This is a genomic window from Streptomyces sp. A1277 (assembly GCF_004795015.1).
In the GTDB taxonomy this organism is placed as follows: Bacteria; Actinomycetota; Actinomycetes; order Streptomycetales; family Streptomycetaceae; genus Streptomyces.
Genome location: NZ_SSBI01000006.1, coordinates 92,129 through 105,780, shown reverse-complemented (window position 1 = coordinate 105,780; position 13,652 = coordinate 92,129). Strand labels below are relative to the sequence as shown.

The 13,652-nt window shown below is 69.8% G+C and carries 13 protein-coding genes and 1 pseudogene; 12 read left to right on the top strand and 2 right to left on the bottom strand.

Annotation, left to right across the window (positions count from 1 at the left end):
- The first annotated feature begins 208 nt into the window (after positions 1-208).
- Positions 209-799, top strand: coding sequence for a hypothetical protein (locus E6R18_RS06280; protein WP_136315834.1), 591 nt, complete (start codon positions 209-211; stop codon positions 797-799).
- Positions 800-821: 22 nt separating this feature from the next.
- On the opposite strand, the gene E6R18_RS06275 is transcribed toward E6R18_RS06280, so the two are convergent.
- Positions 822-1,133, bottom strand: a complete 312-nt coding sequence (locus tag E6R18_RS06275) for a ferredoxin (RefSeq protein WP_136315833.1) — start codon at positions 1,131-1,133, stop codon at positions 822-824.
- A gap of 241 nt (positions 1,134-1,374) precedes the next feature.
- Here E6R18_RS06275 and arc point away from each other — a divergent pair, with 241 nt between their 5' ends.
- From arc to prcA, 6 genes and pseudogenes are all read left to right on the top strand, one after another.
- Entirely contained in the window at positions 1,375-3,141 is a 1,767-nt protein-coding gene (arc, locus tag E6R18_RS06270; protein WP_136315832.1) for a proteasome ATPase, read from the top strand.
- A gap of 237 nt (positions 3,142-3,378) precedes the next feature.
- Positions 3,379-4,890, top strand: a complete 1,512-nt coding sequence (gene dop, locus E6R18_RS06265) for a depupylase/deamidase Dop (RefSeq protein WP_136315831.1) — start codon at positions 3,379-3,381, stop codon at positions 4,888-4,890.
- Between the two features lie 120 nt (positions 4,891-5,010).
- Positions 5,011-5,229 (top strand): ubiquitin-like protein Pup, encoded by a 219-nt coding sequence (locus E6R18_RS06260; RefSeq protein ID WP_136315830.1) that lies wholly within the window; start codon positions 5,011-5,013, stop codon positions 5,227-5,229.
- A 92-nt stretch (positions 5,230-5,321) separates the two neighbouring features.
- A pseudogene (locus E6R18_RS06255) lies at positions 5,322-5,513 on the top strand (endonuclease domain-containing protein); the annotation flags it as partial.
- Positions 5,465-6,310 carry a proteasome subunit beta gene (gene prcB / locus E6R18_RS06250; RefSeq protein ID WP_136315829.1) on the top strand — a complete coding sequence of 282 codons (846 nt, stop codon included), beginning with the start codon at positions 5,465-5,467 and terminating at the stop codon, positions 6,308-6,310. The pseudogene E6R18_RS06255 and the gene prcB, both read left to right, overlap by 49 nt.
- A gap of 59 nt (positions 6,311-6,369) precedes the next feature.
- Positions 6,370-7,197, top strand: a complete 828-nt coding sequence (prcA, locus tag E6R18_RS06245; protein WP_136315828.1) for a proteasome subunit alpha — start codon at positions 6,370-6,372, stop codon at positions 7,195-7,197.
- Positions 7,198-7,263: 66 nt separating this feature from the next.
- Here the strand turns inward: prcA and E6R18_RS06240 are convergent, their stop codons facing one another.
- Positions 7,264-8,301: a LacI family DNA-binding transcriptional regulator gene (locus E6R18_RS06240; RefSeq protein WP_206308226.1), complete on the bottom strand. Its 1,038-nt coding sequence runs from the start codon at positions 8,299-8,301 to the stop codon at positions 7,264-7,266.
- A 130-nt stretch (positions 8,302-8,431) separates the two neighbouring features.
- On the opposite strand from E6R18_RS06240, the gene E6R18_RS06235 reads away from it, so the two are divergent.
- From E6R18_RS06235 to E6R18_RS06215, 5 genes are all read left to right on the top strand, one after another.
- Positions 8,432-9,691, top strand: a complete 1,260-nt coding sequence (locus E6R18_RS06235) for an MFS transporter (protein WP_136315827.1) — start codon at positions 8,432-8,434, stop codon at positions 9,689-9,691.
- 9 nt (positions 9,692-9,700) lie between these two features.
- Entirely contained in the window at positions 9,701-11,062 is a 1,362-nt protein-coding gene (gene pafA / locus E6R18_RS06230) for a Pup--protein ligase (RefSeq protein ID WP_136204044.1), read from the top strand.
- Between the two features lie 145 nt (positions 11,063-11,207).
- Complete coding sequence (locus tag E6R18_RS06225; RefSeq protein WP_136315826.1) at positions 11,208-12,164, top strand: FKBP-type peptidyl-prolyl cis-trans isomerase; 957 nt, start codon at positions 11,208-11,210, stop codon at positions 12,162-12,164.
- Positions 12,165-12,207: 43 nt separating this feature from the next.
- Positions 12,208-12,579: an FKBP-type peptidyl-prolyl cis-trans isomerase gene (locus E6R18_RS06220; protein WP_136315825.1), complete on the top strand. Its 372-nt coding sequence runs from the start codon at positions 12,208-12,210 to the stop codon at positions 12,577-12,579.
- A 114-nt stretch (positions 12,580-12,693) separates the two neighbouring features.
- Complete coding sequence (locus E6R18_RS06215) at positions 12,694-13,647, top strand: WYL domain-containing protein (protein ID WP_136315824.1); 954 nt, start codon at positions 12,694-12,696, stop codon at positions 13,645-13,647.
- Positions 13,648-13,652 lie beyond the last annotated feature (5 nt).

The window sequence follows — 13,652 nt, the reverse complement described above, 5'->3', positions numbered from 1 at the left end:
GACCCGGGAGCCCGGCGGCGGCGCCTTTTCGTTCCCGTCACGGTTCCCCGGGCCTGCGCGGGGGCCGTGATCCTCCGCCACCCCACCGTTCCCCTGCCGTGTGAGGTGTGGCACGATGCTGGCCACCCCCGCACCGCCGACGCCGAGGCGGCGGCACCGCCTCATCCGGCATCCCGCACCACAGGAACCACAACAGGAGACATCCCGCGTGCAGCCCTCCGCGCTCCCGGACCTCGCGCACACCGACACCAGGCCGATGCACTGGCTCGCCACCGCGGCCGCCATGGCCGCCGTCGTCGCGGCCGCCGGTCTGCTCCAGCCGGACGCGAGCGCCTCGGCCTCCACGCCCCACCCGGCCGCCGGCGCCCGGCACGGCACCGTCCGCGCCGCGGCGCCCGACCCCGCCAAGGCGGCCTTCCCGCTCGACTGCGGCGACCTCGGCAACACGGTGGCCAAGGAGGCACCCGGCGACCTCGACGGCGACGGCCGGCCCGAGACCGTCGCCGTCGTCCACTGCGCGGCCGGACTGGGCACCCCGCCCAGCGGCGTCTACGTCCTCACACAGGGAAGCGGGGCCACTCCCCGGATCGTCGCGACCCTGGTGGACCCCGCCCAGCAACTGAGCATCGGCGACTTCACGGTCCGCGACCGCGTCATCTCCGCCACGCTCCTCGGCTACTCCTCGTCCTCCGTACCCTCCTGCTGCCCCGACCAGCAGGAGAAAGTGACCTGGAAGTGGCAGAACGGCGCCTTCATCCGCACCGGCCGGACGGCCGGGCCCTCCGACAAGGGCGTCTGACCGCCCGCCCGGCCGCCGGGGATCAGGCCGCCTCGGGCCCGTAGACCTCGACCCTGTCCGAAACGCGCCGCACGTGGATGCAGTCGCCCGGGCACTCCTTCGCCGAGTCGACGACGTCCTGAAGCAGCGGCAGCGGCACCGGGGTGGTCGCGCCCTTGTCCTGGAGCAGCTCGTCCTCGTCGCTCTTCACATACGCCAGACCGTCGATGTCCAGCTCGAACACCTCGGGCGCGTACTGCACGCAGATCCCATCGCCCGTGCAGAGGTCCTGGTCGATCCAGACCTCCAGGTCCTGCGCCTCGCCATCGGTGGGAGCGTCCTGCCGCACGGTCATGTCGCCTGCCGTTTCCTGCGTATCCGGACCGGAAAAAGCCAGTCCTGACGGGTGTTGAACGCTTCGACGATACAACCGGCGGCTTTCCGATGTTGAACGGTGGGTATTCACCTGGGACGAGGGAGAGCGCAAGGGTGAAGATCGGACACACCCCACAGTCTTTGTGATCTAGGGGTTTCAATCACCACCCACCCAGGTAGGGTCAGGAAGCGTCCAGCTCCCCTTGGAGGAGGTGAGGACCGTGGCAGCCCACGACGACGACATCAACCGCGGCATCCGGCCCGGGCGGGGGTCCGACGACCCAGCCGGCCAGGTCGCCTATCTTGAGCAGGAAATCGCCGTCCTGCGACGTAAGCTCGCCGACTCTCCGCGTCATACGAGGATTCTCGAAGAGCGGATCGTCGAGTTGCAGACCAACCTCGCAGGCGTGTCCGCCCAGAACGAACGGCTCGCAAGCACACTCCGCGAGGCCCGCGACCAGATCGTGGCCCTCAAGGAAGAGGTCGACCGGCTCGCACAGCCACCGGCAGGCTTCGGCGTGTTCCTGCAGGCCAACGAGGACGGCACCTGCGACATCTTCACCGGGGGCCGCAAGCTCCGGGTGAACGTCAGTCCCAGCGTCGAGCTCGAAGACCTCCGGCGCGGCCAGGAAGTCATGCTCAACGAAGCGCTCAACGTGGTCGACGCCATGGAATTCGAGCGGGCCGGGGACATCGTCACCCTCAAGGAGATCCTTGAGGACGGCGAACGCGCCCTGGTCATCGGGCACACCGACGAGGAAAGGGTGGTGAGGCTCGCCGAGCCGCTGCTGGACATCACCATCCGCCCCGGCGACGCCCTGCTGCTCGAACCCAGGTCCGGCTACGTCTACGAAGTCGTTCCCAAGAGCGAGGTCGAAGAGCTCGTCCTCGAAGAAGTACCGGACATCGACTACGACAAGATCGGCGGCCTGGGCGACCAGATCGAGCTGATCCGGGACGCGGTCGAGCTCCCCTATCTCCACCCCGACCTCTTCCGCGAGCACGAGCTGCGCCCGCCGAAGGGCATCCTGCTCTACGGCCCGCCCGGCTGCGGCAAGACGCTCATCGCCAAGGCCGTCGCCAACTCCCTCGCGAAGAAGGTCGCCGAGGTCACCGGCCAGCCCGCCGGAAAGAGCTACTTCCTCAACATCAAGGGCCCCGAACTCCTCAACAAGTACGTCGGCGAGACCGAGCGCCACATCCGCCTGGTCTTCCAGCGTGCCCGCGAGAAGGCGAGCGAGGGTACCCCCGTCATCGTCTTCTTCGACGAGATGGAGTCCCTCTTCCGCACCCGCGGATCCGGCGTCAGCTCGGACGTGGAGAACACCATCGTCCCCCAGCTGCTCGCCGAGATCGACGGCGTCGAGGGCCTGGAGAACGTCATCGTCATCGGCGCCTCCAACCGCGAGGACATGATCGACCCCGCGATCCTGCGCCCCGGCCGGCTCGATGTGAAGATCAAGATCGAGCGTCCGGACGCGGAGGCCGCGAAGGACATCTTCGCGAAGTACCTCACCCCCTCGCTGCCGTTGCACTCGGACGACCTGGCCGAGCACACCGGCTCCAAGGAAGCCGCCGCGCACGCCATGATCCAGTCGGTCGTCGAGCGGATGTACACCGAGTCCGAGGAGAACCGCTTCCTCGAGGTCACGTACGCCAACGGCGACAAGGAGGTCCTGTACTTCAAGGACTTCAACTCCGGCGCGATGATCCAGAACATCGTCGACCGGGCCAAGAAGATGGCCATCAAGGCATTCCTCGACCACGGCCAGAAGGGCCTTCGCGTCTCCCACCTCCTCCAGGCATGCGTGGACGAGTTCAAGGAGAACGAGGACCTGCCGAACACCACCAACCCGGACGACTGGGCCCGCATCTCCGGCAAGAAGGGCGAGCGGATCGTCTTCATCCGCACGCTCGTCACCGGAAAGCAGGGCGCGGACACCGGCCGTTCCATCGACACGGTGGCGAACACCGGGCAGTACCTGTAGAAGGCGTACCGGCTGCGGATGCCCGGCCGGGCATCCGCAGCCGGTTGCTTTCCGGACAGCCGCGGCGACACCGCGGCAATCACGACGCAATTGATCTCCCCACCGGCACAGAGGCGTTCTAGGCTCTGGCGTACCGCCCGTCCACGCAGCTCGGCACGGGCGGACCGCACGCACCGAAGAAGCAGCGGTACTTGAGCGCCGCCCCGGAAGGGAGCGTCGCCGGGCAAGGAGGGCCGCATGACCGTACGGCGAGTAATGGGCATCGAGACCGAGTACGGGATCTCCGTGCCGGGACACCCCAACGCCAATGCCATGCTCACCTCGTCCCAGATCGTCAACGCCTACGCGGCGGCGATGCACCGGGCGCGCCGCGCCCGCTGGGACTTCGAGGAGGAGAATCCGCTGCGGGACGCGCGAGGCTTCGACCTCGCCCGCGAGACCGCCGACTCCAGCCAGCTCACGGACGAGGACATCGGCCTGGCCAATGTGATCCTCACCAACGGGGCCCGGCTCTACGTCGACCACGCACACCCGGAGTACAGCTCCCCGGAGATCACCAACCCCAGGGACGCGGTCCTGTGGGACAAGGCCGGCGAGCGCATCATGGCGGAGGCCGCCGAGCGCGCGGCGCAGCTGCCCGGCGCCCAGCCGATCCTGCTCTACAAGAACAACACCGACAACAAGGGCGCCTCCTACGGGACGCACGAGAACTACCTGATGAAGCGGGAGACCCCCTTCTCGGACATCGTGCGGCACCTGACGCCGTTCTTCGTCTCGCGGCAGGTGGTCACCGGCGCCGGACGGGTCGGAATCGGCCAGGACGGCCACGAGCACGGCTTCCAGCTCAGCCAGCGCGCGGACTACTTCGAGGTCGAGGTCGGCCTGGAGACCACGCTCAAGCGCCCGATCATCAACACCCGCGACGAGCCGCACTCCGACGCCGAGAAGTACCGCCGGCTCCACGTGATCATCGGCGACGCCAACCTCTCGGAGATCTCCACCTATCTCAAGCTGGGCACCACCTCGCTCGTCCTGTCCATGATCGAGGACGGCTTCATCAACGTCGACCTGGCCGTGGACCAGCCGGTGCGCACCCTGCACGAGGTCTCCCACGACCCGGAGCTCCGGCAGCTGATCACGCTGCGCAGCGGCCGGACACTCACCGCGGTGCAGCTTCAGATGGAGTACTTCGAGCTGGCCCGCAAATACGTCGAGGAGCGGTACGGGGCGGACGCGGACGAGCAGACCAAGGACGTCCTCAGCCGGTGGGAGGACACCCTCAACCGCCTGGAGAACGACCCGATGAGCCTGGCCGGCGAGCTGGACTGGGTCGCCAAGCGCCAGCTCATGGAGGGCTACCGGCGCCGCGACGGCCTGGACTGGGACGCGGCGCGGCTGCACCTGGTGGACCTCCAGTACGCCGACGTACGGCCCGACAAGGGGCTGTACAACCGCCTGGTGGCCCGCGGCCGGATGAAGCGCCTGCTCGACGAGGACGAGGTCGGACGGGCCCGCACGGCGCCGCCGGAGGACACCAGGGCGTACTTCCGCGGCCGCTGTCTCGAACAGTACGCGGACGACGTCGCCGCGGCCTCCTGGGACTCGGTCATCTTCGACCTGCCGGGCCAGGACTCGCTGCAGCGCGTGCCCACGATGGAGCCGCTGCGGGGCACCCGCGAACACGTACAGGGCCTCCTGGACCGCTGCCGTACGGCTCAGGAGCTGGTCCAGGTCCTGTCGGGCGGCTGAAAGGGCCTCCGGCTGGGAATCATTCCGATGACCTCCGGACGTTGAGACAAGTACCGGGCCAATGTCGGACCCCATGGGTAGGGTCTGATCAAGTGCTTCGAACCGAGCGGGGTGAGCTATATGGCGACCAAGGACACCGGCGGCGGACAGCAGAAGGCGACGCGCTCCACCGAGGAGGCCGAGGAGCAGGCGCAGGACGCGCAGGGCTCCGAGGACCTCAAGGAACGCCAGGAGAAGCTGAGCGACGACGTGGACGACGTCCTCGACGAGATCGACGACGTGCTCGAGTCCAACGCAGAGGATTTCGTCCGGTCATTCGTGCAAAAGGGCGGCGAGTAACCGGCCCGGCGCCGGAGCCGGCGGGTGTGCGGCACGGGCGATCCGCCCGTGCCGCACACCGCGGGCGATCGGACCGCGCTACCGGTCCGATTGCCCCCGCCTCCTATGTGGATCACCGCCGCCGGGCGGGTAGGGTCCGGGACGTACCGTGCTTCAACTGCAATTCGGCCATCGGCAAGTTGGGAGATGATCCTGACGCCTTGCGCAGGGCCATCGCATACCTGGAGGGAAACGCGTGGAAGCCAACACTCGTAGCACCGGGCGTCTACCAGCTGCCTTCCTGACGCCGGGGTCGTCCTCTTTCATGGACTTCCTGTCCGACCAGGCGCCCGGGATGCTGCCGGGCAACCGCCAGATGCCGCCCATGAAGGGGGTCATCGAGGCGCCCCACGGCACGACGATCGTGGCGGCGACCTTCCCCGGCGGTGTCGTCCTGGCCGGTGACCGGCGGGCGACCATGGGCAACATGATCGCGCAGCGCGACATCGAGAAGGTCTTCCCGGCCGACGAGTACTCGGCGGTGGGCATCGCCGGTACGGCGGGACTCGCCGTGGAGATGGTCAAGCTCTTCCAGTTGGAGCTGGAGCACTTCGAGAAGGTGGAAGGCGCCCAGCTCTCCCTGGAGGGCAAGGCGAACCGGCTCTCCACGATGATCCGGAGCAACCTCGCGATGGCCATGCAGGGCCTCGCCGTCGTCCCGCTCTTCGCCGGCTACGACGTCGACCGCGAGCGCGGGCGGATCTTCAGCTACGACGTCACCGGCGGGCGTTCCGAGGAGCACGGGTACGCCTCCACCGGCTCCGGCTCGATCTTCGCCCGGGGCTCGATGAAGAAGCTCTACCGCGAGGACCTGACGGAGGAGCAGACGCTCACGCTGGTCGTGCAGGCGCTGTACGACGCGGCGGACGACGACTCGGCGACCGGCGGCCCGGACGTGGCCCGCCGGATCTATCCGATCGTCACCGTCATCACCGACGAGGGCTTCCGGAGGCTGACCGAGGTGGAATCCTCCGAGATCGCCCGGTCGATTCTGGAGCGCCGCCTGGAACAGCCCGACGGCCCGCGCGCCGCGCTGCTCTGAGCGTTCGTATCCAGGCTTCTTCGATGCTCCTGCCACTGACAGAAAGGGACGGATAGCCGGTGTCGACGCCGTTCTATGTCTCACCTCAGCAGGCCATGGCCGACCGGGCGGAATACGCCCGGAAGGGCATCGCCCGTGGTCGCAGCCTGGTTGTGCTGCAGTACGCCGACGGAATTGTGTTCGTCGGCGAGAACCCGTCCCGTGCACTGCACAAGTTCAGCGAGATCTATGACCGGATCGGTTTCGCCGCGGCCGGTAAGTACAACGAGTACGAGAACCTCCGCATCGGCGGTGTGCGTTATGCGGATCTGCGCGGATACACCTATGACCGCGACGATGTGACGGCGCGTGGACTGGCGAACGTCTACGCGCAGACGCTCGGCACCATTTTCTCCAGTGCGGCCGAGAAGCCTTACGAAGTGGAACTGGTCGTCGCCGAGGTCGGCGCCGAGCCGGAGGGCGACCAGATCTACCGGCTGCCGCACGACGGCTCGATCGTGGACGAGCACGGCTCGGTCGCGGTCGGCGGCAACGCGGAGCAGATCAGCACCTTCCTGGACCAGCGCCACCGTGACGGAATGTCGCTCGCCGAGGCGCTGAAGCTGGCGGTGCAGGCGTTGTCGCGCGATCCCAACGGCAGCGAGCGGGAGATCCCCGCGGAGCGGCTGGAGGTCGCGGTCCTGGACCGTACGAGGCCCCAGCAGCGCAAGTTCAAGCGGATCGTCGGCCGGCAGCTGGCCCGGCTGCTGGAGGCGGACGCCGCCGCATCGACCCCGACGGACGCCCCGTCCGACGCGGAGGACGGCGACGCCGCGGATACGCCCGCGGCCACGTCGGACCCGAAGGGCGCGACGGAAACCACCGATTCCGGAGGGGACGTGGAGTAGCGGCCCCGGCCGCCCGCACCGCGACGCTCCGGCCCCGGTCCGCCCCTCCGGCGGGCCGGGGCTCCGTCATGCGTGCGGGGGGCCGGGCGGCGGGGCCGAGGAGCCGCGGGTGACCAGCCGCACCGGCAGGCTGCCCGGCTGGGCGCTCCGCCCGTCCAGGACGGCCAGCAGGGCGGCCATGCCGCGCTCGCCGACCTGCTCGGCGGGCAGCTGCACCGTGGTCAGTTCCGGCTCCACGGCCGTGGCTAGGGCCAGATCGTCGAAGCCGGTGACCGACAGGTCGTCCGGCACCCGCAGCCCGAGCCTGCGCGCGGCCTTGCAGGCGCCCGCCGCCAGGATGTCGTCGTCGCACACGACCGCGGTGGGGCGGGGCCCCGGGCCCCTCAGCGCGCGCTCCGCGCCCTCGCGCCCCGCCCGTACGTCCAGCGCGGCGGACACGGTGCGCACCTCGGTGCCCGGGACCTCGCGCAGCGCCTCGTGGAGGGCGTCCCCGCGGGCCGTGAACGTCCAGGTGTCGACGGCCGCGGCGAGGTGGAGGAAGCGCCGGTGGCCGAGGGCGAGCAGGTGGCGGGCGACCTGGCGCATCCCGTCGGCGATGTCGAGGTTGACCCGGGCGGCGGGGCCCGGTGCCGAGGGGTCGCTGTCCAGCATCACCAGCGGGACGTCCGCGCCGTGCAGGGCGTCGAGCGCGTCGGCGGCCATGGACGAGGCGATGACCCCGTCCAGGGCGGTGCGGGCCGAGGGGAAGGGGTCGCGGGCCGGGCCGGTGCCGTCGGGGGAGGGGTAGAGGACGACCCCGAAGCCGTGTTCGGCGGCGACCGCGGCGGCGCCGGTGTACACCCGGGCGAAGAACTCGTTGGTGAGGGCGGGGACGACCAGGAGGGCCGTCCTGGTCCGGCCGAGGCGCAGATTGCGGGCGGCGAGGTTGGGCCGGTAGCCGAGGCCCCGGGCGGCGTCGCGCACCCGCCCGGCGGTGGTCTCGGAGACCCGGCCCCGCCATTTGTCGCCGAGGACGAGGGAGACCGTGGCCTGGGAGACGCCTGCGGCCCGTGCCACGTCACGGCTGGTGGGCCGGGGCGGGCCGGGCGGTGCTGGGCTGGTCACGCGGGCCTCCGGGCCGGTCGGGGCAGGCCCGTGCGGTGGACCTGAGGACGGGCTCATGGTACGTATGAACCCGGTAGTTATACGTAAAACCTCGCGGCCCGAACGGGCGTCCGGGGGAGAGGGGCGGGACATGGCCGCGGGATATCTGGACATCCTCCGGGCGCGGCATGCCGCGCAGCTGCTGACGGGCACCCTGGTGGGCCGGCTGCCCAACGGCACCGCGAACATCGCGATCGTGCTGTTCGTCCGGGCCGAGGGCGGCAGCTACACCCTCGCGGGCGCGCTCGCGGCCGTCTACGGGCTGGCCACGGCGGTCGGACAGCCGCTGCTGGGCCGCGCGGTGGACCTGTACGGGCAGCCGCGCGTCCAGCTGCCCGCCGCCGTCGTGTCCGCCCTCGGCATGGCCCTGCTCGCCGTGGCGGGCTTCGGCTCCCTGCCGCTCGCCTACGCGGCGGTGGCCGTGGCCGGTGTGTTCACCCCGCCGCTGGAGGGCGGCCTGCGGGCCCTGTGGCCGAGCGTGCTGGGCCGCGAGGACCGGGTGCACCGGGCCTACGCCATGGACGCGGTCGCCCAGGAGGTCATGTTCACGGCCGGGCCGCTCCTCGTGACGCTCCTGGTCGCGCTCTGGTCGCCGGCCGCCGCCCTGATCGTCATCAACGCGATCGGCGTACTCGGCGCCCTGTCCGTCGTGCTGTCCGAGCCCTCGCGGACCTGGCGCTCCGCCCCGCGCGAGGCGCACTGGCTGGGCGCGCTGCGCTCACCGGGGCTGCTGGCGCTGCTCGGCGCGTTCTTCTTCGTCGGGCTGGCGCTCGGCTCCATCACCGTGGCCGGCATGGCGTACGCCGACGACCACGGCCGGGAGTCCGTCTACGGCTGGCTGATGGCCGCCCTGGGGCTCGGTGCGCTGATCGGCGGGGCGGCGTACGGGGCGCGGCAGTGGGCCGGGGCGCCCGAGCGCCGGCTGCGGGTGATCGTGGGGCTGCTCGCGCTGGGCTACCTGCCGCTGATGCTGACGCCGGGTGTGGTCGCGATGACCCTGCTGGCCGCGGTGTCCGGGGTGTTCCTCGCCCCGGCCGTCGCGTGCTCGTTCATCGTCGTGGACCGGCACGCCCCGCGCGGCACGGTGACGGAGGCGTTCTCCTGGCTCGTGACCACCTTCGGGGTGGGCGCGGCCGCCGGGACGGCGGTGGCCGGCCCGGCCGTGGAGCTGGGCGGGACGGCATGGAGCTTCGCCGTCGCGGGGGCCGGTGGGGTGGCCGCCCTGGCCGTCCTCCTGGCCACCGGGAAGGTCCTCGCAGCTCCCGCCCGCACCGCCGTAGCGGTGCGAGGATCGGAAAATGATCGAAACGGTGCCGTCGAACCCGGTTTCAGCTCGGGTCATCAGGCGTAATGTTCAGTCATGGACCGCCGCATTTTCGGGCTGGAGAACGAGTACGGCGTCACGTGCACGTTCAGGGGACAGCGCCGACTGTCTCCTGATGAAGTGGCGCGCTACCTCTTCCGCCGTGTTGTGTCATGGGGCCGCAGCAGCAATGTCTTTCTGCGGAACGGCGCCCGCCTCTACCTCGACGTGGGATCGCATCCGGAATATGCAACCCCCGAGTGCGACAACCTGACCGAACTGGTCACCCACGACAAGGCCGGCGAGCGCATTCTCGAAGGTTTGCTCGTCGATGCCGAACGCCGCCTGCACGAGGAGGGAATCGCCGGCGACGTCTACCTCTTCAAGAACAACACCGACTCGGCGGGAAACTCCTACGGATGCCACGAGAACTACCTCGTGGCCCGGCACGGAGAATTCTCGCGCCTCGCGGACATCCTCATTCCCTTCCTCGTCACCAGGCAGCTGATCTGCGGCGCCGGCAAGGTGCTGCAGACCCCGCGGGGCGCGGTCTACTGCGTCAGCCAGCGTGCCGAGCACATCTGGGAGGGCGTCAGCTCCGCGACGACGCGCTCCCGGCCGATCATCAACACCCGCGACGAACCGCACGCGGACGCGGAGCGCTACCGCCGCCTCCACGTCATCGTCGGTGACTCCAACATGTCCGAGACGACCATGCTGCTCAAGGTCGGCGCGACCGACCTGGTGCTCCGCATGATCGAGGCGGGCACGGTGATGCGCGACCTGACCCTGGAGAACCCGATCCGGGCGATCCGCGAGGTCAGCCACGACACCACCGGGCAGCGCAAGGTCCGCCTCGCCAGTGGCCGCGAGGCGTCCGCCATAGAGGTGCAGCGCGAGTACTACGAGAAGGCCGTGGACTTCGTCGACCGCCGCGGCATCCGCACGGGCAACGTCGAGCGCGTCCTCGAACTGTGGGGCCGCACGCTCGACGCGATCGAGGCGGAGGACCTCGACCGGATCGAGACCGAGATCGACTGGGTCATGAAGTACAAGCTCATCGAGCGGTACCGGGCCAAGCACAACATGACCATGTCGAATCCGCGGGTCGCCCAGATAGACCTCGCCTACCACGACATCCACCGCCGACGGGGGCTGTACTACCTGCTGGAGCGCAAGGGGCAGGCCGCCCGCGTGTGCAACGACCTGAAGATCTTCGAGGGCAAGTCGGTGCCTCCGCAGACCACCAGGGCGAGGCTGCGCGGCGACTTCATCCGGCGGGCCCAGGAGCAGCGGCGGGACTTCACCGTCGACTGGGTCCACCTCAAGCTGAACGACCAGGCGCAGCGCACGGTGCTGTGCAAGGACCCGTTCCGTTCCGTGGACGACCGCGTGGAGAAGCTGATCGCGGGTATGTGAGCCGGCGCGGGATGCGTCCAGGCACCGGCTGCGACTCGGGCCCCGTACGTTCCTCGTACGGGGCCCCTCGTACGGCCTAGAGTGGCGGGGTCCCGGACCCCCGGGGCGTGTCCCCCACATATGCCGTCTGAGATCTGAGGAACCAGTGCGCCGACTTGCCGGCCTTCTCGTCGTCCCCCTGCTGCTGTTGTCAGCGGCCTGCGGCAGCGACGACAAGGGCTCCGACTCCGCTTCCGCCTCCGCGTCCGCCCCTTCCACGGGTGGTTTCCCCGCCATCACCGCGGGCGCGAAGTTCGGCGAGAAGCCCACCCTGGCCAAGGGCAAGGGAACGCCGCCCAAGGAGCTGAAGACCAAGGTCATCAGCGAGGGCGACGGCGCGAAGCTCAAGAACGGCGACGTGGCCCAGGTCAACTACCTCGGCCAGCAGTGGGACACCACCGAGCCGTTCGACAACAGCTTCGACCGCAAGCAGCCGTTCGACCTGACGCTGGGCGCCGGCATGGTCATCCAGGGCTGGGAGAAGGGCCTGGTCGGCCAGAAGGTCGGCAGCAGGGTCGAGCTGGTCATCCCCCCGGACCTCGGCTACGGCGCCCAGGGCCAGGACCCCATCAAGCCGAACGCCACGCTCGTCTTCGTCGTGGACATCCTGAAGGCGAAGCAGATCCCGGCGTCCGCCAAGGGCACCGCCGTCGCCCAGGACGACATCGACCTGCCGAAGGTGGGTACCGAGACCGACGGCAAGGCGCCGAGCCTGAAAATCCCCAGCAAGGTCGACCCGCCGAAGAAGCTGGTCTCCGACTACGTCCTGGAGTCCAAGGGCGACGTCGTCAAGGACACCGACACGGTCGTCGTGAACTACGTGGCCAAGCTGTGGAAGGACGGCAAGGAGTTCGACAACACCTACACCACGGGCAAGACGGCCACCTTCCCGCTGGCCCAGGTCACCCTCAAGGGACTGAAGAACGGTCTGGTCGGCAAGAAGATCGGCAGCCGCGTACTCCTCGTCGTGCCGCCGGACCAGGGCCTCGGCGACAAGGAGCAGCAGTCGATCCCCGCCAACTCCACGTTGGTGTTCGCCGTGGACATCCTGGCGAAGATGTAAGACTGTCCCGGTTGCCCAGTTCATCAGTAAGAGGAGCAAGTCAGTGAGCATCGAGAAGCCCGAGGTCGACTTCCCGGGTGGCGAGCCGCCGGCCGACCTGGAGATCAAGGACATCTGGGAGGGCGAGGGCGAGGAGGCCAAGGCCGGCCAGCTCGTCTCCGTCCACTACGTGGGTGTGGCCTTCTCCACCGGCGAGGAGTTCGACGCCTCGTGGAACCGCGGCAAGCCGCTGCAGTTCCAGCTCGGTGCCGGTCAGGTCATCGCGGGCTGGGACAAGGGCGTGCAGGGCATGAAGGTCGGCGGCCGTCGCCAGCTGACCATCCCCGCGCACCTCGCCTACGGTGACCGCGGCGCGGGCAGCGCGATCGCCCCGGGCGAGACTCTGATCTTCGTCTGCGACCTGGTCGCCGTCTGATCCCGCGCACTCGCGCTCCGAGGGCCCGTGCCGCAAGGCGCGGGCCCTCGCTTTTGTCCGGACACCCCGGGGCGGTACGGTCGGGCGTCGTAGAGCACAACAGAAAGGGCGTCGATGGCGATTGCCAAGGCCGAGCGGCTGATGAACCTCGCGCTGTGTCTGCTGGGGACCCGGCGCCCGCTCAGCAAGCGCGAACTGCGCGGTTCCATCGAGGCATACCTGGAAGCCGGCTCCGACGACGCCTTCAACCGGATGTTCGAGCGCGACAAGGACGATCTGCGCGAGCTGGGCCTGGTCATCGAGACCGTGGAGAACCTGGACGGCGACACCGGCTACCTCGCCCGGCGCGACAGCAACCGGCTCCCCCCGATCACCCTGGACGCCGAGGAGGCCGCCGCTCTCGGCCTGGCCGCCAAGGTCTGGCAGCAGGCCCGCCTCGCCGGTGCGGCCAGCGGCGCCCTGCAGAAGCTGCGGGCCGCCGGCATGCCCGAGACCGAGGACGCCTACGAGGTGCACAGCGCCCTCGAACCCCGTATCCCCGTCCACGAGGCCGCGTTCGAACCCCTGATGCTGGCCTGCCGCGACCGCCGCCCGGTGGTCTTCGACTACCGCAAGGCCAACGCCGCCCAGCCCGAGCAGCGCCACGTCGAGCCGTGGACGCTGGAGTGCTGGCGCGGCCACTGGTACCTGGCCGGCTGGGACCGGGACCGCGGCGCCGAGCGCGTCTTCCGGCTCTCCCGGATCACCGGCAAGGTCCGCTCCCGGGCCGGCGCCTTCACCGCCGAGGTGCCCGACGTCGTCACCGTCCGCGAGACCGTCGAGAGCTGGGCCGGCGAGACGGCCACCCGGACCGCCCTGATCAGGCTGCGCACCGACTCCGGATACCCGCTGCGCGCCCGGGCCATATCGGTCCGGGAACTCGGGAACGGGTGGGAGGAGTTGGAGATCCCGTACGGACACGGCCTGGACGCCTGGCTCGTCGAGTTCGGCCCCGACGTCGTCGTCACCGGACCCGAGGACCTGCGGGCCGACGTGGTGGACCGGCTGCGCGCCGTGGCCAAGGACTGAGGGGA

Coding starts and splice junctions, on each gene's coding strand:
- E6R18_RS06215 (WP_136315824.1), top strand. CDS start 12,694: ATGGCGATTGCCAAGGCCGAGCGGCTGATGAACCTCGCGCTGTGTCTG.
- pafA (WP_136204044.1), top strand. CDS start 9,701: ATGGACCGCCGCATTTTCGGGCTGGAGAACGAGTACGGCGTCACGTGC.
- E6R18_RS06275 (WP_136315833.1), bottom strand. CDS start 1,133: ATGACCGTGCGGCAGGACGCTCCCACCGATGGCGAGGCGCAGGACCTG.
- dop (WP_136315831.1), top strand. CDS start 3,379: ATGACCGTACGGCGAGTAATGGGCATCGAGACCGAGTACGGGATCTCC.
- E6R18_RS06260 (WP_136315830.1), top strand. CDS start 5,011: ATGGCGACCAAGGACACCGGCGGCGGACAGCAGAAGGCGACGCGCTCC.
- E6R18_RS06235 (WP_136315827.1), top strand. CDS start 8,432: ATGGCCGCGGGATATCTGGACATCCTCCGGGCGCGGCATGCCGCGCAG.